General features: G+C 68.9%; 16 protein-coding genes. 2 read left to right on the top strand and 14 right to left on the bottom strand.

The window, feature by feature from the left end:
* Positions 1 to 9 precede the first annotated feature (9 nt).
* The 6 genes from AC1RAD_RS24070 to AC1RAD_RS24045 form a co-directional block, all read right to left on the bottom strand.
* On the bottom strand, positions 10 to 1,179 hold the full coding sequence (locus AC1RAD_RS24070) for an acyl-CoA dehydrogenase family protein (RefSeq protein ID WP_159272784.1): 1,170 nt from the start codon (positions 1,177 to 1,179) through the stop codon (positions 10 to 12).
* Positions 1,176 to 2,405, bottom strand: coding sequence for a CaiB/BaiF CoA transferase family protein (locus AC1RAD_RS24065; RefSeq protein WP_159272783.1), 1,230 nt, complete (start codon positions 2,403 to 2,405; stop codon positions 1,176 to 1,178). Before AC1RAD_RS24065 ends, AC1RAD_RS24070 begins: the two co-directional genes overlap by 4 nt.
* Positions 2,402 to 3,415 carry a Bug family tripartite tricarboxylate transporter substrate binding protein gene (locus AC1RAD_RS24060; protein ID WP_492737602.1) on the bottom strand — a complete coding sequence of 338 codons (1,014 nt, stop codon included), beginning with the start codon at positions 3,413 to 3,415 and terminating at the stop codon, positions 2,402 to 2,404. Before AC1RAD_RS24060 ends, AC1RAD_RS24065 begins: the two co-directional genes overlap by 4 nt.
* 23 nt (positions 3,416 to 3,438) lie before the next feature.
* Positions 3,439 to 3,828, bottom strand: a complete 390-nt coding sequence (locus AC1RAD_RS24055) for a cupin domain-containing protein (RefSeq protein WP_095746917.1) — start codon at positions 3,826 to 3,828, stop codon at positions 3,439 to 3,441.
* The gene (locus AC1RAD_RS24050) at positions 3,825 to 4,574 is read right to left on the bottom strand and encodes an IclR family transcriptional regulator (protein WP_062477316.1); all 750 of its coding nucleotides are present in this window, start codon (positions 4,572 to 4,574) and stop codon (positions 3,825 to 3,827) included. Before AC1RAD_RS24050 ends, AC1RAD_RS24055 begins: the two co-directional genes overlap by 4 nt.
* A 93-nt stretch (positions 4,575 to 4,667) precedes the next feature.
* A complete protein-coding gene (locus tag AC1RAD_RS24045) occupies positions 4,668 to 5,588 on the bottom strand; it encodes a 2-hydroxyacid dehydrogenase (RefSeq protein WP_062477390.1) in 921 nt (306 codons plus the stop codon).
* An 87-nt stretch (positions 5,589 to 5,675) separates the two neighbouring features.
* Between AC1RAD_RS24045 and AC1RAD_RS24040 the strand changes: the two genes are divergently transcribed.
* Positions 5,676 to 5,990, top strand: coding sequence for an EthD family reductase (locus AC1RAD_RS24040; RefSeq protein WP_062477314.1), 315 nt, complete (start codon positions 5,676 to 5,678; stop codon positions 5,988 to 5,990).
* On the opposite strand, the gene AC1RAD_RS24035 is transcribed toward AC1RAD_RS24040, so the two are convergent.
* The 8 genes from AC1RAD_RS24035 to AC1RAD_RS24000 all read right to left on the bottom strand — a co-directional run bounded on the left by AC1RAD_RS24035 (position 5,968) and on the right by AC1RAD_RS24000 (position 16,140).
* Positions 5,968 to 6,819, bottom strand: a complete 852-nt coding sequence (locus tag AC1RAD_RS24035; RefSeq protein ID WP_492737600.1) for a hypothetical protein — start codon at positions 6,817 to 6,819, stop codon at positions 5,968 to 5,970. The two genes, AC1RAD_RS24040 and AC1RAD_RS24035, sit on opposite strands and share 23 nt — an antisense overlap.
* 279 nt (positions 6,820 to 7,098) lie before the next feature.
* On the bottom strand, positions 7,099 to 8,061 hold the full coding sequence (locus tag AC1RAD_RS24030) for a DUF4349 domain-containing protein (protein ID WP_492737598.1): 963 nt from the start codon (positions 8,059 to 8,061) through the stop codon (positions 7,099 to 7,101).
* 59 nt (positions 8,062 to 8,120) lie between these two features.
* Positions 8,121 to 10,121 (bottom strand): acetyl/propionyl/methylcrotonyl-CoA carboxylase subunit alpha, encoded by a 2,001-nt coding sequence (locus tag AC1RAD_RS24025; protein WP_492737596.1) that lies wholly within the window; start codon positions 10,119 to 10,121, stop codon positions 8,121 to 8,123.
* On the bottom strand, positions 10,114 to 10,785 hold the full coding sequence (locus AC1RAD_RS24020) for a DUF4126 domain-containing protein (protein WP_062478695.1): 672 nt from the start codon (positions 10,783 to 10,785) through the stop codon (positions 10,114 to 10,116). The genes AC1RAD_RS24025 and AC1RAD_RS24020 overlap by 8 nt, the downstream gene beginning before the upstream one ends.
* Positions 10,786 to 10,804: 19 nt before the next feature.
* Positions 10,805 to 11,599 (bottom strand): enoyl-CoA hydratase/isomerase family protein, encoded by a 795-nt coding sequence (locus AC1RAD_RS24015; protein WP_492737594.1) that lies wholly within the window; start codon positions 11,597 to 11,599, stop codon positions 10,805 to 10,807.
* 13 nt (positions 11,600 to 11,612) lie between these two features.
* Positions 11,613 to 13,235, bottom strand: coding sequence for a carboxyl transferase domain-containing protein (locus tag AC1RAD_RS24010; protein ID WP_095746923.1), 1,623 nt, complete (start codon positions 13,233 to 13,235; stop codon positions 11,613 to 11,615).
* On the bottom strand, positions 13,232 to 14,899 hold the full coding sequence (locus AC1RAD_RS24005; RefSeq protein WP_492737591.1) for an AMP-binding protein: 1,668 nt from the start codon (positions 14,897 to 14,899) through the stop codon (positions 13,232 to 13,234). The genes AC1RAD_RS24010 and AC1RAD_RS24005 overlap by 4 nt, the downstream gene beginning before the upstream one ends.
* Positions 14,900 to 14,967: 68 nt before the next feature.
* Positions 14,968 to 16,140 (bottom strand): isovaleryl-CoA dehydrogenase, encoded by a 1,173-nt coding sequence (locus AC1RAD_RS24000; protein WP_062478706.1) that lies wholly within the window; start codon positions 16,138 to 16,140, stop codon positions 14,968 to 14,970.
* A 127-nt stretch (positions 16,141 to 16,267) separates the two neighbouring features.
* Between AC1RAD_RS24000 and AC1RAD_RS23995 the strand changes: the two genes are divergently transcribed.
* A complete protein-coding gene (locus AC1RAD_RS23995; RefSeq protein WP_492737589.1) occupies positions 16,268 to 17,308 on the top strand; it encodes an AraC family transcriptional regulator in 1,041 nt (346 codons plus the stop codon).
* Positions 17,309 to 17,401: the final 93 nt, after the last annotated feature.

Raw genomic sequence — 17,401 nt, 5'->3', positions numbered from 1 at the left:
GGGCAGTGGTCAGTACGACTTCGGCAGCCCCAGTGCCTTCTCGGCGATGAAGTTCAGGATCATCTGCGGGCTGACCGGTGCGATGCGCGGGATGTAGCTCTCGCGCAGCAGGCGCTCGACATGGTATTCCTTCGCGTAACCCATGCCACCCAGCGTGAGCACGGCGTTCTGGCAGGCGTCGTGCGCCGCCTCAGCCGCCAGGTACTTGGCGGCATTGGCTTCGATGCCGCAGGGCTCGCCCGCGTCATAGAGCGTGGCGGCCTTGAGCATCATGAGGTCGGCCGCCTCCAGGTTGGCCCAGGCGCGCGCGAGCGGATGCGCCACACCCTGGTTCTGGCCGATGGGCCGGCCGAACACGACGCGCTCCTGCGCGTACTGCGAAGCGATGCGCAGCGCGGCGCGGCCGATGCCGATGGCTTCGGCGGCGATCAAGATGCGCTCGGGGTTCAGGCCGTGCAGGATGTATTCGAAGCCCCGGCCTTCCTCGCCGATGCGGTCTTCTTCGGGCACCTCGAGGCCGTCGATGAAGAGCATGTTGGAGTCGACCGCCGCGCGGCCCAGCTTGTGGATCTCGCGCACCTCGACCTTGCTTCGGTCCAGCGCCGTGTAGAACAGCGTGAGGCCTTGCGTGGGCTTCTTCACCTGATCCAGCGGCGTGGTGCGCGTGAGGATCAGCATGCGGTCGGCCACCTGCGCGGTCGAGATCCAGATCTTGCGGCCGTGCAGCACATAGCTGCCGTTCGGCTGGCGCACCGCCTGCGTCTTGAGGCTTGTGGTGTCGAGCCCCGCGTCGGGCTCGGTCACGGCGAAGCAGGCCTTCTCGGTGCCCGCGATCAGCGGCGGCAGGAAGCGCTGGCGCTGCGCCTCGGTGCCGAACACCACCACCGGGTTGAGGCCGAAGATGTTCATGTGCACCGACGACGCACCCGACATGCCCGCGCCCGACGCGCTGATGGCACGCATCATCAGCGCCGCCTCGGTGATGCCCAGCCCCGCGCCGCCCTGCGCTTCGGGCATGGCGATGCCGAGCCAGCCGCTGTCGGCGACGGCGCGGTGGAATTCGTGCGGGAACACGGCGCGGTCGTCGTGGTCGCGCCAGTAGTCGATGGGGAAGTCTTCGCACAGGCGCTCGATGGCCGCGACGAGCGAACGCTGGTCTTCGTTCAGGGAGAAATTCATTCGCTCTTGCCTTTCATGGGTTCCGGCTGCAGCGTGACGCCGCGCGCGAGCATGTCGGCTATGGCTTCTTCCGCGTAGCCCGCTTCGCGCAGCAACTCCACGCTCTGCTCGCCGATGCGCGGTGCAGGCCGGCGGATGGCCGCGGGCGTGGCGCTGTAGCGGCCGACGGGCGCGAGCGTGCGGATGCGGCCTTCGCTCGGGTGGTCGAACTCGGGGAAGAAATCGACGGCGCGCAGGTGCGGGTCGTCGAGCAGGCTCTCGGTGGTGTGCAGGCGCGCGACCGGAATGTCGGCGGCTTCGAGCAGCACCATCCATTCGTCGCTGCCGCGCGTGGCCATCACCTCGGCCACGAACGCATAGACCGCGCCGATGTTCGCGGCGCGCGCCGTGTGCGTGCCGAACATCGGCGAGCTGCGCAGCTCGGGCCGGCCGATCACGTCGAAGAAGGCCTGCCAGTGCTTGTCGTTGTAGATGAGCACGCCGAGGTAACCGTCGGCCGTGGCGTAGGGCTTGCGGTGCTCCGCGAGCAGACGCGCGTAGCCGATGGGCCCGAGCGGCGGCTCGAAGCTGTGGCCGCCGAGGTGGTCGCCCATCACGAACTGCGAGAGCGCCTCGAACATCGGCACCTCCACGGCCTGGCCTTTGCCGGTGCGCTGCGCGCTCAGCACGGCGGCGAGCAGCGCGATGGCGGCCTGTAGCCCCACGGCGCGGTCGGCCAGCGTGACGGGCGCGTAGCGCGGTTCCCCACCGCTTTGCTGCGCGAAGAGCAAGGCCACGCCGGCCGCGCCCTGGATCAGGTCGTCGTACGCAGGCTTGCCGGCATAGGGGCCTTCTTCGCCGTAGCCGAAGGCGCCGAGGTACACGATCTTCGGATTGACCGCGGCCACGGCCTCGTAGCCGAGCCCCAGCCGCGCCATCGCCTGCGGGCGCGTGTTGTAGATGAGCGCATCACAGCCCGCCGCGAGCCGCAGGCAGGCCTCGCGGCCTTCGGGCTGCTTGAGGTCGAGCACGATGGAGCGCTTGTTGCGGTTCAGGTGCATCGCCATCGCGCCCATGCCCGCATGGCGCATCGGGCCGACCGCGCGCAGGTTGTCGCCCGACGGCGGTTCGACCTTGATGACGTCGGCGCCGAGGTCGCCGAGCGTCTGCGTGGCGTACGGGCCCATCACCACGGCCGTGAGGTCGAGGATGCGGATGCCTTCGAGGGGGCCGGTCGCGCCGCTCATTCGGGTTGGATGCCCGCGGCCTGGATCAACTTCTTCCACTTCGCCAGTTCGGACACGGTGAACGCCCCGAGTTCTTCCGGCGTGCTGCCGAACGCATCGAAGCCCAGCTTCGTCACGCGCTCGCGAAACGCCGCGCCGTTCGCCATCTCCGACAGCGCCTTGTTGAGTTTCAGCACGACATCGCGCGGCGTGCCGGCCGGCGCGAACACGCCGTTCCACGAGGTGATGTCGAAGCCCTTGAGCTCGGGCGTGTCGGCCAGCGGCGGCAGCTCGGGAAAGAGCTTGGTGCGCTCCTGCGTGGTGACCGCAATCGCGCGCATCTTGCCGGCCTTGACCGTGGCGAGCCCCGCGGCGAGGTCGACCACCATCATCGACACCTGCCCGCCGATGAGGTCGGCGATGGCCGGCGGCGTGCTCTTGTAGGGCACGTGCAGCATCGGGATGCCGCTCATGCGCGACAGCGTGGCGCCGCTCACGATGCCGGTGCTGTTGCCGCTGGCGTAGGTCAGCTTGCCCGGATGCGCGCGGCCCCAGGCCAGCAGCTCGGCCACGCTCTTCACGGGCAGATCGTTGTTCACCACCAGCATGAACGGCAGGTTGCCCATGCGGCTGACGGGCGCGAAGTCTTTCACCGGGTCGTAGGGCAGCGACTTCATCAGGCTCGGGTTGGCCGAGTGCGTGGTGTTGGTCGTCATGAAGAGCGTGTAGCCGTCGGGCGGCGCCTTGGCCACCAGCTCGGCCGCGATCACGCCGCTGGCGCCGGCCCGGTTGTCGACGATCACCGAGGCCTTGAGCGCCTCGCCCAGCATCTGCGCGGTGATGCGCGCCACCGCGTCGGTGCCGCTGCCGGCCGCGAAGGGCACGACGAGCTTGATCGGCTGCTTCGGGTAGCCGCCGTCCTGCGCGAAGGCCCAGGGCGCGGCGCCCGCCAGGCCCGCCGCAGCACCGATGGAAATGAAACGGCGGCGGCTTTCCACCGCGACTGTTTCTGTCGCGTTCTTCGTCTGCATGGGTGTGTCTCCGGGGTTGTCGTTCAGGGCCGGATCACGCGCTCCGGCGATTCCTCGTACGGCGGGCTGTAGATCACCAGCACGCGCACCGGCTCGTCGCTCACCACCGTGAAGGTGTGCATCGCGTCGGCCGGAAAAAAGCAGCTGTCGCCAGGGTGCAACTCCTGCCGCTGGCCGCCCACCTCGGCGACCGCGCGGCCTTCGAGCATGTAGCAGACCTGTTCGATGCCCGGGTGCGCATGCGGCAGCGCGCCCTTGCCCTTCTGGATGTGGCCCACCAGCACCTCGAGCTGCTTTGCGCCCACCGTCTCGGGACCGATCAGGCGCTTGTTCAGCGTGCCGGTGTGGTTGGCAGGGTGGTAGCCGGTGATCTCGTCCTCGCGGACGAAGTAGCGCGCAGCGGTGGCAGTCATCGGGGGTTCTCTGTCTTGGGTTCGATCGCCAGGCAGGCCGAGCGCAGCATCGCGGCGATGTCGTCGATGCGCGCTTCCATGCGGTAGCGCGGGCCGGCCACCGAGATTGCGTAGGCCTCGCCGCCGATGCGCAGCGGCCAGGCCAGGCCGATCAGGTCGGGAATGCTTTCGCCGAGGTTGCCGTACCAGCCGCGCGCGGCGCCGCGCTGCAGCTCGGCCTCGATGGCGTCGGCGGTGGTGAGCGTGGCGTCGGTCAGCGGCGCGAGCGTCATGCCCTCGAGCAGCTTGCGGCGCGCTTCGGGCGCGAGCGTGGACAGCAGCGCGCGGCCCAGCGAGTTGGCGTACGCGGGGCGCGTTTCGCCCGACTCGGCCGTGTAGCGGATGCGCTGCGGCGCGCTCAGCACGTCGAGGTACACGACGTGCTCGGCATCGCGGAACTTGCCGAACACCACCGTTTCGCAGGCGGCGTCGCGCAGTTCCTCGAGCGTGGCCTTCACCCGGTCGAGCACCGGGTCGTGCGCGGCGATGACCTGCGCCATGGCCAGCAGCCGGCCCGTGGGGTAGTAGCCCTGGCGGCGGCCGGTCTCGTACATGTAGCCCTGCTCTTCGAGCGTGCGGATCAGGCCCAGGCAGCTGGACACCGGCATGTCGAGCAGCCGCGCCATCTCGGACAGGGCCAGCGGCTGCTTCTCCCGGGCAAAGAGCTCGACGATCTCGATCACGCGGAACGCTGTTTTCACAACCATGAAGAAATTTTCTCGTATGTGAAAAACAAAAGCGTCGGGGTTTTCCCCCGCCGGCCGCGTGTCAGCCGGTTCGTCGTCGTCGGCGCCGGGCCGTCAGTAGCCGCGGACGGGATCGACGATGCCGGCGATCGGCAGCCCCTGCTCCATCGCGCGGATCTTCCCGGCGATCTGGGCGATGGACTCCTCGCGCAGCGTGCGCGCCGAGCCGTGCGGCGTGACGGTGATCTTCGGGTGGCGCCAGAAGGCGTGGTCGGCCGGCAGCGGCTCGACCTGGAACACGTCGAGCGTCGCGCCCGCGAGCTGGCCGGCGTCGAGCATCGGGATCAGGTCGTCTTCCACCAGGTGGCCGCCGCGCGCGATGCTGATGAGGTAGCCCTCGGGCTTGAGCTTGCCCAGCGTGGTGCGGTTCAGGATGCCGCGCGTGGCCTCGGTCAGCGGCAGCAGGTTGACCAGCACGCGCGTGGAGGCCAGGAACTCGTCGAACTGCGCCTCGCCGCTGAACACCTGCACGCCGTCGATGGCCTTGGCAGAGCGGCTCCAGCCGAGCACCGGAAATTCGAACTGCGCCACGGCCTTGGCCACGCGCTCGCCGAGCACGCCCAGGCCCATGATGCCTACGGGGAAGTCGCGCCGCAGCTTCGGCTTGCGGTAGCTCCACTTGCCCTCGCGCGCATCCGCTTCGTACACGTCGAACTCGCGGAAGTGGCGGATGAGCGTGTGGCACACGTATTCGGCCATCTGCACCGACATGCCCGCGTCGTCCAGGCGCACGATGCGCGTGTGCGCCGGCACCTTGAGCTTGAGCAGCGCATCGACGCCCGCGCCGATGTTGAACAGGCCGCGCAGGTCGGGCTGCTCGTCGAGGAACTGCTGGGGCGGCGCCCACACCACGCCGTGGTCGGCCTGCGGCGCGCCGGGCGTCCAGGCTTCGATGGTGGCTTCGGGGAGTTCGGCCTTCAGGCCATCGATCCAGGGATCGGGACGGTTGTCGGTGAGGTAGACGGAGATTCGCATGGGCGCCATCTTAGAAGGCGCCGGCTTGTTGCGTCGCGCGCCATCTCCTATGCTCGACCGCATTCAGCCACCCAGGAGACACCTTCCATGATCAAAGTCAGCGTGATGTACCCCCACACCCCCGGCGCGCGGTTCGACCACGACTACTACCGCGACCAGCACATGCCGATGCTCAAGGCCCGCATGGGCGACGCCTGCCTCTCGTACACCATCGACAAGGGCCTGGGCGGCGGCGCCCCGGGCTCGCCGCCCACCTACGTCGGCATGTGCCACGTGTTCGCCGAATCGGTCGAGTCCTTCCAGAAGGCCTTCGGCCCGCACGTGAAGGAGATCATGGGCGACGTGAAGAACTACACCGACATCGCGCCGGTGATGCAGATCAGTGAAGTGGTGGTGGGCTGACGGGCGCTTGCCCCAGGTCCGTCGGAACGCGGGCCATCAACCCCACGCCCGGCGCGTAACCCCGGTCCGGTTCGTCGAACTGCGTGGGGTCGACACTCCACGCACCGGCGAGCGCCGTGACGTCTTCTTCGCCGGGCATGACGCTGCGGCCAGTCGGACGGACCTGGCGGTCGGCGTCGCGCCGCGACATGCCTGAGGCGACCAGCGCTGCCTCCCGTGCGAATTCATCCTCGAGCAGGTCCGAGAGCCGATCGCGCGCATCGACCGGCGACAGTCCGCTGAGCACGGCAAAGCCCAGTGCGGCTTCCTCGGCGCTCTGTGCGCCCACGTTCGCATACACCTCGCCGCTGCTGCCTGCATAGCAGAACTGCCGCCCGGGCTCGCCGCGGCGTGCGCGCGCCCAGGTGACGAAGTCGGCGACACGGTGGCTGCCGAAGAACTGCGCTTCGCCGAAATGGTCCTTCAGGCGCGTGAAGATCACGTCGAAGGCCTGCCCGATGCCTTCGAGGCGGTCCTCCGGGTACACGGCGGGATACGGCAGGCCGTCCCCCACGAGCAACACCCAGCCGTCGACGGGCGGTGATGCGAACACCCAGGGGGCCTGTCCGCCAGACGTCCGGCGGTAGGCCGCCGCGATGCCGGTGTGCCAGTTGGCCGGCCCTTCGGACGCCCACCCGAGGGCATCGAGCACTTGTGCGGGGTCCGAGGCTTGCACGGCAAACCAGCAGACCTTGTAGCCGAAGGGCTCCGGCAGGTCCGGGGTCGCGTCGAACTGCGGCGGAGGTGCCTCGACGGGTGGCGCGGGCGGGTTCCGTGGTGGGCGCTTCAAGGGCTTCGGCGGCGTCGGGGGCGCCGAGGCCCACGGGGCGGCAATCAACCGTTCCATGGGCTGGGCAAGTTTGACGTCGAAGGTGTAGCGCAGTGCAGGGGGCGCTGCGGGCGGTGGCGCCGGTTCAGGCGCACCTGGCACGGAGGCAGGCACCGCCCCATCGTCCTGCGCCTTCCCCAGGCCCAGCCCCGCAAGAAACTTCCAAAATCGACCCGCCATGCGGCCCCTCCTTCTTGTCGTGCGGCCGCGCTGTGTCGGGCGCGGCCGGCGCGCAGTGTCTCACGCCACCTTGGCGCGGCGACGACGCCACAGCACCCGCACCAGCCACCCCACGGGCAGCACCACCAGCAGCAGCCACGGCAGCGCCGCGGCCACGAAGGTGATGAGCGCACCCACGCTTTCGGCCAGCACGTCGCCGGCGTTGCGCAGCGCGTGCGCCATCGGGCTGTAGCCGTCGCTGCCGCTGACCAGCGCGCGCTTGGGCGTGAACTGGATCTGGATGTGCTGCTTGCTGGTCTGCTGCGCCAGCACCTTGCGCTGGGTGGCGATGGCGTCGAGCTCGGCCTGGGTGTCCGACAGCATGCGCTGGATCGCCAGCAGGTCGGCCATGGTGCGCTTGGTGACGGTGTCGCGCAGCATCACGCGCAGGCTGTCGCGGAACTCGGTGCGGTTCTTGATGCGGGCCTCGACGTCGATCACCTCGGAGGTCTTGTCCTCGCTGGTGGTGGTGTGTGAGACCACGTTCGCCACGCCGGCCAGGCCGCCGAGCAGCTTGTCGACGTCGGCGGGTTCCACGCGCATCTCGAGCAGGGCATTGCCCGGCTGCTGCGGCGTCTCGCGCAGCAGCGAAGACGACAGCAGCTCGCACTTCAGCGTGCCGCACAGGTCGCGCACCTTGCCCCAGGCATCGGCCAGCTGTTCAGCCGGCACTTCGACATTCAGGTCCTGCCGCACGGCCAGAAAGCGCTGCAGCGCGGTCTCGCCACTGCCGCCCCGCGCCTCGTCGGACTGCGACGCGGCGATCTCGGCCTGCGGTGCGCTCGCCCGCTGTGCTTTCATGGCACCGCCATAGCCCATCGGCGGCGCCGGCATGGACGCGGAGGCCGGCGCGGCCGACTCGGCACTGCGCTGGCGGTCGCAGCCGGCCAGCGACAGGGCGGCCGCCAGGGCCAGCAGGACAGCGCCTGCGCGGTGGCGCACGGCGGCGCGAGGTGTCGACAGGGAAAGGGTGCGGCGGCTCATCAGGACTCCTTGAAAAGAATGACTACCACCGCTGATACGGGCGAGCGCCCGGATCGGGGTTAAGCGGCAGCCGCCATTCGCAACAATTCGTCGCCCTCCGCCACCTGCTCGCCCGGCGAGAACATCAGTTCTTCCACCGTGCCGTCGGCCGGCGCGGCGATGGTGTGCTCCATCTTCATGGCTTCCATCACGGCCAGCGGCTGGCCGCGGCTGACCTTGTCGCCAGCCTTGACCGCGAAGGACACGACCTTGCCGGGCATCGGCGCCGTGAGGCGGCCGCCTTCGGCGTGGGTGTCGCCCGCATGGGCGAGGCGGTCGATGGCGGTGAGGCGCGTGGCGCCCTTCGCGGCGAACACGTGGGCGGTGGCGCCGTCCAGGTGCACGTCGAGGGTCTGGCGCGTGCCGGCGAACTCGAGCTCGAACTCACCCGAGGGAAAGCGACCGATGGTGAGCGGGCCTTCGACACCGCCCACGGCGAGGTGCAGGCCGCCGTCGCGGCGGTAGGTCAGCAGTGCGCTGTGCTCGGCACCACGGAACTCGAAGTCGAAGCGGCGCTTGTACTCGCCATGTGCGCGCCAGCCGTCGCGGCGCTCGAAGGGGTCGGGCAGTTGCGTCGGCCACTCGGTGACCAGCGTGCGCGTGATGGCGGCGGCCGCGGCCAGCGGCAGGCCCAGTGGCTCGCGGTCGAACAGCACGGCGCGCTCGCGCTCGATGAGCGCGGTGTCGAGGTTGGCCTTCGAGAACGACTCGGTCGCCAGGATGCCGCGCAAGAACTGCACGTTGGTCGACACGCCCACGATCTGCACCTGGGCCAGCGCGGCATCGAGCCGGGCCAGCGCCTCGGCGCGCGTGCTGCCGTGCACGATGAGCTTGGCGATCATCGAGTCGTAGAAGGGCGAGATCTCGCCGCCCTCGCGCACGCCGTCGTCGATGCGCACGCGGCTGCGCTGGAAGGCGGTGGCCTGCGGCTTGCGGTACACGCGCAAGGTGCCGGTGGCGGGCAGGAAGTTGTTGTCGGGGTTCTCGGCGCAGATGCGCGCCTCGATGGCGTGGCCGTGGATCTGCAGCTCCGATTGCTTGGCGGGCAGCGGTTCGCCCGAGGCCACGCGCAATTGCCACTCCACCAGGTCGAGGCCGGTGATGGCTTCGGTCACCGGGTGCTCCACCTGCAGGCGCGTGTTCATCTCCATGAAGAAGAAGTTCATCTCGCCGCCTTCGCGCTGCTCGACGATGAACTCCACCGTGCCCGCGCCCACGTAGTTCACGGCACGCGCCGCGGCCACGGCCGCATCGCCCATCTGCTTGCGCATCGCCTCGGTCATGCCGGGCGCGGGCGCTTCCTCGAGCACCTTCTGGTGACGGCGCTGCACCGAGCAGTCGCGCTCGAACAGGTAGACGTAGTTGCCCTGCGTGTCGCCGAACACCTGGATCTCGATATGGCGCGGGCGCTGCACGTACTTCTCGATCAGCACCGCGTCGTCGCCGAAGCTGTTGATGGCTTCGCGCTTGCACGAGGCCAGCGCGGCTTCGAAGTCGGCGGCCTTGTCGACCGCGCGCATGCCCTTGCCGCCACCGCCGGCGCTGGCCTTGATGAGCACCGGGTAGCCGATGCGGTCGGCCTCGCGCTGCAGCAGCGCCGGGTCCTGGTCGCTGCCGTGGTAGCCGGGCACGAGCGGCACGCCGGCCTTTTCCATCAGCTGCTTCGACTCGGCCTTCAGGCCCATGGCCTTGATCGCCGAGGGCGGCGGGCCGATGAAGGCCAGCCCGGCGTCGGCGCAGGCCTGCGCGAACTCTTCGTTCTCGCTGAGGAAGCCGTAGCCCGGGTGCACGGCTTCAGCGCCCGTGGCCTTGGCGGCCTCGAGGATCTTTTCCCAGCGCAGGTAGCTGTCCTTCGGGGCGCTGCCGCCGAGGTACACCGACTCGTCGCAGGCGCGCACATGGTTGGCGTGCGCGTCGGCATCGGAGTACACGGCGACGGTGCGAACCGCCATGCGACGAGCGGTTGCGGCCACGCGGCAGGCGATCTCGCCACGGTTGGCGATGAGGATCTTCTTAAACATTCGGAGTGTCTCCCGGAGGATTCTTTTTCAGTTGAAAGGCGGACGTGACGCCCGGATCGGGCCGGCCACTGAAGATGCGTGCCACGCGGCTGAACAGCGCGCGCAGAAAACGCCAGCTCTTGCGGATGAGCCACACGCTGAGCACGAGCACGAAGACGAACAGCACCAGAAAGACCAGCGGATGCGCGACCGCGAGCCACAACCCGGCCGGCACCATCGAGTCTTCGACCAGCGACGCACCGACGTTCGAGAACGGCTCGGGCGAGGTGTTGATGGCCGCGCGCGTGGTGGCCTTGGCCGCATGCGCCGTGGCCGCGAAGCCGCCACCCAGCAGCGCCGCGACGACGGCCATGGCGCCATGGTCGGCACCGAACACGCTGGCCGCGAGCGCCGCGCCGGCGGGGATGCGGATGGCGGTGTGCACCACGTCCCACAGCGAGTCCAGGCCCGGGATCTTGTCGGCGAAGAACTCGACGAACACCATGAAACCGCTGACCGCGAGCACGATCGGATGCGCAAGCATCTGCAGCCCCGAAGGCAGCGGCACCCAGCCGAAGTAGCCGACCAGGCCGGTCAGCAGCACGACGAGGTACAGGCGCACGCCGCTGGCCCAGCCGATGGCGGCGGCCAGTGCGAGCAGTTGCGGCATGTCGAGTGCGTTCATGGCGGTCCTTGGTTGGCTGTCAGCCGGCGAGCCAGGACGGCTTGCGCTTCTGCAGGAAGGCCTGCACGCCCTCGCGGCCTTCGTCGCTGGCGCGGATGTCGGCGATGCCTTCGACCGTCTTGGCGATGAGCGCGCCGTCGATCTCGCGGCCGGCCACGTCGGCGATCAGCTGCTTGCAGGCACGCACGGCGGCGGGGCTGGCGCCGGTGAGGGCCTTGAGCAGCTCGTCGACCTTGGCGTCGAGCGCGTCGGCAGCCACCACCTCATGCACGAAGCCGATGCGGTGCGCCTCGGCGGCGGTGAAGCGCTCGGCCGTGAGGAAGTAGCGCTGCGAGGCGCGCGGGCCCATCGCACGCAGCACGTACGGGCTGATGGTCGCGGGCACGAGGCCGATCTTCACTTCGCTGAGGCAGTACCACGCGGTGTCCACGCTCACGGCCATGTCGCAGGCCGCGACCAGCCCCATGCCGCCCGCGTACACGTCGCCCTGCACGCGCGCGATGGTGGGCTTGGGGCACTCGGCGATGGTGCGCAGCATGTCGGCCAGCTTGCCCGCGTCGGCGAGGTTCTCGCCCCGCGTGTAGTCGGCCATGCGGCGCATCCAGTTGAGGTTGGCGCCCGCGCAGAAGGCCGGGCCGTTCGCGCCGAGCACGATGGCTTTCACCTGCGGCGCGGCGCCAGCTTCGGTGAAGGCCTGCGTGAGCTCGGCGATGACGATGTCGTCGAAGGCGTTGCGTGCGTCGGGCTGGTCGAGCCAGATGCGGGCCACCGCGCCGTCGATGGCGAGGTTCAGCTTGGTGAAGGTGCTGCTCATGCGGTGCCCCTGGTCACATGCGGAAGATGCCGAACTTGGGTTCGGGGATCGGCGCGTTGCGCGAGGCGGCCAGGCCCAGTGCGAGCACGCGGCGCGTGTCGGCCGGGTCGATGATGCCGTCGTCCCACAGGCGCGCGGTGGCGTAGTAGGGGTGGCCCTGGTCTTCGTACTGCTGGCGGATCGGGGCCTTGAAGGCTTCTTCTTCGTCGGCGCTCCAGCTGCCGCCCTTCAGTTCGATGCCGTCGCGCTTCACGGTGGCCAGCACGCTCGCGGCCTGCTCGCCGCCCATCACGCTGATGCGCGCGTTGGGCCACATCCAGAGGAAGCGCGGGCTGTACGCGCGGCCGCACATGCCGTAGTTGCCGGCGCCGAAGCTGCCGCCGATGATGATCGTGAACTTGGGCACGTTGGCCGTGGCCACAGCCGTCACCATCTTGGCGCCGTGGCGCGCGATGCCTTCGTTCTCGTACTTGCGGCCCACCATGAAGCCGGTGATGTTCTGCAGGAACACCAGCGGGATCTTGCGCTGGCAGCACAGCTCGATGAAGTGCGCGCCCTTCTGTGCCGACTCGCTGAACAGGATGCCGTTGTTCGCGATGATGCCCACGGGCATGCCCTCGATCTCGGCAAAGCCGCAGACCAGCGTGGCGCCGAAACGGGCCTTGAACTCGTGGAACTCGCTGCCGTCGACGATGCGCGCAATGATCTCGCGCACGTCGAAGGGCTTGCGCGTGTCGGTGGGGATCACGCCGTACAGCTCTTCGCGCGGAAAGTCGGGCGCGCGCACCGCGGTGCCTTGCGGCGTGTCGGCGGCCTTCGCGTTGAGGTTGGCCACCGCCGAGCGTGCCAGCGCCAGCGCGTGCAGGTCGTTCTGCGCCAGGTGGTCGACCACGCCCGACAGGCGCGTGTGCACGTCGCCGCCGCCCAGGTCTTCGGCCGACACGACCTCGCCGGTGGCCGCCTTCACGAGCGGCGGGCCACCCAGGAAGATGGTGCCCTGGTTCTTCACGATGATCGACTCGTCGCTCATCGCCGGCACGTACGCGCCGCCGGCCGTGCACGAGCCCATGACCACCGCGATCTGCGGGATGCCCTGGGCGCTCATGTTGGCCTGGTTGTAGAAGATGCGGCCGAAGTGATCGCGGTCGGGGAACACCTCGTCCTGGTTCGGCAGGTTGGCGCCGCCCGAGTCCACGAGGTAGATGCAGGGCAGGCGGTTCTGCTCGGCGATCTCCTGCGCGCGCAGGTGCTTCTTGACCGTCATCGGGTAGTAGGTGCCGCCCTTCACGGTGGCGTCGTTGCACACGATCATGCAGTCCACGCCGTTCACCCGACCGATGCCCGCGATGATGCCGGCGCCCGGTGCCGACTCGGCCCCCTTGGCATCGAGGTACATCGCATGCGCGGCCAGCGGCGCGATTTCGAGGAAGGGCGTGCCCGGGTCGAGCAGCTCGGCCACGCGGTCGCGCGGCAGCAGCTTGCCGCGCGCCGTGTGCTTGGCGCGCGCGGCCTCGCCGCCGCCCTGCTCCACTTTCGCGAACTGCTGCTGCAGGTCGTCGACCAGCGCGCGCATGGCGGCAGCGTTCGCCTGGAAGTCTGCGGACCGTGCGTTGAGTTTGGTTTCGAGTTTGCTCATGCTGTCTTTTCTTGGCTGAGACCGAGCTGCTCGGTCATGGCGTCGCGGATCTTGAATTTCTGGATCTTGCCGGTCACCGTCATCGGGAACTCGGAAACGAACTGGATGTACTTGGGCACCTTGTAGTGCGCGATCTGGCCCTTGCAGAAGTCGCGGATCTCGGTGTCGGTGGCCGTCTGGCCGGGCTTGACGATGATCCAGGCGCACAGCTCTTCGCCGTACTTCTTGTCGGGCAGGCCGACCACCTGCACGTCCTGCACCTTCGGGTGGCGGTACAGGAACTCTTCGATCTCGCGCGGGTAGATGTTCTCGCCGCCGCGGATCACCAGGTCCTTGATGCGCCCGACGATGTTCACGTAGCCCTCGGCATCCATCGTGGAGAGGTCGCCGGTGTGCATCCAGCGCTCGGCGTCGATGGCCTCGCGCGTCTTGGGCTCGTCCTCCCAGTAGCCGTGCATCACCGAGTAGCCGCGCGTGCACAGCTCGCCCGACTGGCCCGGCGGCATGATCGCGCCGGTCTCGGGGTCGATGATCTTCACCTCGAGGTGCGGCTGCACCGTGCCCACGGTCGACACGCGGCGGTCCAGCGGCGTGTCGGTGCTGCTCTGGCAGCTCACGGGGCTGGTCTCGGTCATGCCGTAGGCGATGGTGATCTCGCCCAGGTGCATCTCGTTGACCACGCGCTTCATCACCTCGATGGGGCACGGCGAGCCGGCCATGATGCCGGTGCGCAGCGTGGACAGGTCGAACTCCTTGAAGCGCGGATGGTCCAGCTCGGCGATGAACATCGTGGGCACGCCGTGCAGGCCCGTGCACTTCTCGGCCTGCACGGTCTCGAGCACCGTGAGCGGGTCGAAACCGTCGTTCGGATACACGATGGCCGAGCCGTGCGTGAGGCAGGCCAGGTTGCCCAGCACCATGCCGAAGCAGTGGTACAGCGGCACCGGAATGCACAGGCGGTCGGCCGGCGTGAGCTTCATGCACTCGCCGATGAAGAAGCCGTTGTTCAGGATGTTGCGGTGCGTGAGCGTCGCGCCCTTGGGAAAGCCCGTGGTGCCGCTGGTGAACTGGATGTTGATCGGGTCGGTGGCCTTCAGCGTCTTCTGCGTGGCGGCCACGCGCGCGTCGGCCGCATCGCCGCCGGCCAGCAGTTCGCTGAAGCGGCGCATGCCGGGCTGCTCGTCGCCCTGGCCGGGCTTGTCGATCCAGAAGGTGTGCTGCAGCAGCGGCAGCTTGGCCGGGCCCAGCTCGCGCAGCATGCCCAGGTAGTCGCTGGTCTTGAACTGCGCCATCGTCACCAGCGCCTTGCAGCCGACCTTGTTGAGCGCGTACTCGAGCTCCGAGGTGCGGTAGGCGGGGTTGATGTTCACGAGGATCAGGCCGACCTTGGCGGTGGCGATCTGCATCAGCACCCAGGGCACGTTGTTGTGTGACCAGATGCCCACGCGGTCGCCGGGCACGAGCCCCAGGCCCAGCAGTGCGCTGGCCAGCTTGTTCGACGCGGTCTGCAGTTCGCGGTAGGTGAAGCGCTGGCCTTCGTGGCGGCTGACGAGGGCTTCGCGGTCGGGCTGCTTCTCGACCATGTCGTCGAAGAAGTCGCCGATGGCTTGCTCGATGAGGGGGACGTCCGTGGCGCCTTGGGCCAGGCTCTGCGTCAGTGGCATCGTCTTGTCTCCTTGTCTGGCGCCCTCTCCCTGCGGGGAGAGGGTGGGGTGAGGGTGTGCAGCGCGGCTTATGCGGTTTCGGAGAACAGCTCGCGACCGATCAGCATGCGCCGCACTTCGCTCGTGCCCGCGCCGATCTCGTACAGCTTGGCGTCGCGCCACAGCCGCTCGACCGGGAAGTCCTTGGTGTAGCCCACGCCGCCCAGCGTCTGGATCGCCTCGCCGGCCATCCAGGTCGCCTTCTCGGCCGAGTACAGGATGGCGCCGGCCGCGTCCTTGCGGAAGGTGCGCGCATGGTCGTTGCGGTCGCAGGCCTTGCCCACGGCGTACACGTAGGCGCGGGTGGCCTGCCAGGTCGAGTACATGTCGGCGATCTTGCCCTGCATCAGCTGGAACTCGCCGATGCTCTGGCCGAACTGCTGGCGCTCGTGGATGTAGGGGATCACGGCGTCCATGCAGGCGGCCATGATGCCCAGCGGGCCGCCCGAGAGCACGGCGCGCTCGTAGTCCAGGCCGCTCATCAGCACCTTGGCGCCCATGCCTTCGCCGCCGAGCACGTTCTCTTCGGGCACTTCGCAGTTGTCGAAGAACAGCGGGAAGGTGTTGGAGCCGCGCATGCCGAGCTTGTCGAGCTTGGTGCCGGCCGAAAAACCTTTGAAATTCTTTTCGACGATGAAGGCCGTCATGCCGCGCGCGCCCATCTCGGGTTCGGTCTTGGCGTAGATGACCAGCGTGTCGGCGTCGCCGCCGTTGGTGATCCACATCTTGCCGCCGTTGAGCACGTAGTAGCCGTCCTTCTTGTCGGCCTTGAGCTTCATGCTCACCACGTCGGAGCCGGCGTTGGGCTCGCTCATGGCCAGCGCGCCCACGTGCTCGCCGCTCACCAGCTTGGGCAGGTATTTCTTCTTCTGCGCTTCGCTGCCGTTGCGGTGGATCTGGTTCACGCACAGGTTGGAGTGCGCGCCGTACGACAGGCCCACCGAGGCCGAGGCGCGCGAGACTTCTTCCATGGCCACGATGTGGGCCAGGTAACCCAGCTCGGTGCCGCCGAATTCTTCCTTCACCGTCATGCCGTGCAGGCCCAGTTCGCCGAGCTTTTGCCACAGGTCGTGCGGGAACAGGTTGTCGCGGTCGATCTCGGCGGCGCGGGGCGCGATTTCGTTGGCGGCGAAGTCCTGGATCGCGCTGCGCAGCGCGTCGATGTCGTCGCCCAGATCGAAGTTGAGGCCGAAATCGTGCATGAGTCTTGTCTCCTCTGAAGGGGTCGGCGCGCAGGGCTGCCCGCGCGGATGGCGCTTGAAAAAACGCAGCTTACGCCTCGTGGCGCCGCAATTGGCGCCACAATGGTTGCAAATTGCGCCACGACCGATGCCCTCCACCACGTCGTCCCCCGCCTTCCTGCGACCCGCCCGCGCCGTCACGCCGATGGCCTTCGTGCGAGCCATCGTGCAAGGATATGCCCGCTACGGCAAGGACCCGGCGCAGGCCCTGCAGGCGGCACAGATCGCGCCGCGCGAGCTGGCCCGCCCGGGCGCCCGGGTGACGGCCGCGCAGTTCGAGGCGCTGTCGGGCCACGCGATGCAGGAGCTGGACGACGAGGCGCTGGGCTGGTTCTCGCGCCGCCTGCCCTGGGGCAGCTACGGCATGCTGTGCCGCGCCTCGCTCACCTCGCCCGACCTGGGCGTGGCCATGAAACGCTGGTGCCGCCACCACCGCCTGCTGACCGAGGACATCACGCTCGCGCTGGACGTGACCGGCGGCGTGGCCACGCTGCGCATCACCGAGAACCGCCCGCTCGATCCGGCGTTCCGCGAGTTCTGCCTGGTGACGAGCCTGCGTTTCATGCACGGCTACGTGTGCTGGGCGATCGACTCGCGCATCTCGCTGCGCCAGGCCACCTTTCCGTTCGCGGCGCCGCCGCACCGCGACGCCTACCCGCTGATGTTCACGCCCGACGTGCACTTCGACGCGCCGCAGGCCAGCATCAGCTTCGACGAACGCTACCTCGCGCTGCCGCTGCTGCGCGACGAGCGCGCGCTGCGCACCATGCTCAAGCGCGCCCTGCCGCTCACGGTGCTGCAGTACCGCCGCGACCGCCTGCTGGGGCAGCGCGTGCGCGAACTGCTGCGCGCGCGTGCCGGCGAGGCGACCACGGCCGAGGCGCTGGCGGGGCTGCTGAACGTGTCGGGGCGCACCTTGCATCGGCAGCTGCATGAGGAAGGCACCTCGCTGCAGGTGCTGAAGAACGAGGTGCGGCACGAGCTGGCGGTGGAGCAGCTGCGCCGGACCACGCGGCCGATCAAGCAGGTGGCGCTGGCGGTGGGCTTTCGCAACGAGAAGAGCTTTTCGCGCGCGTTCCTGCAGTGGACGGGGCACGCGCCTCGGGATTTTCGGCAGCTGGGGTTGTAAGGCGCTTGTTCAGGGCGCGTGCCCAGGCCACCGGGTACTTCCCTCCGCGAATGTCCCCCGGCCTGCGGCCTCCTCCTTGATTTCGCTGCGGGA

The organism is Variovorax sp. GW823-FHT04B03, assembly GCF_058796495.1.
Note: the sequence above shows the minus strand (reverse complement) of the source record. Positions and strands in the feature narration are given on the sequence as shown.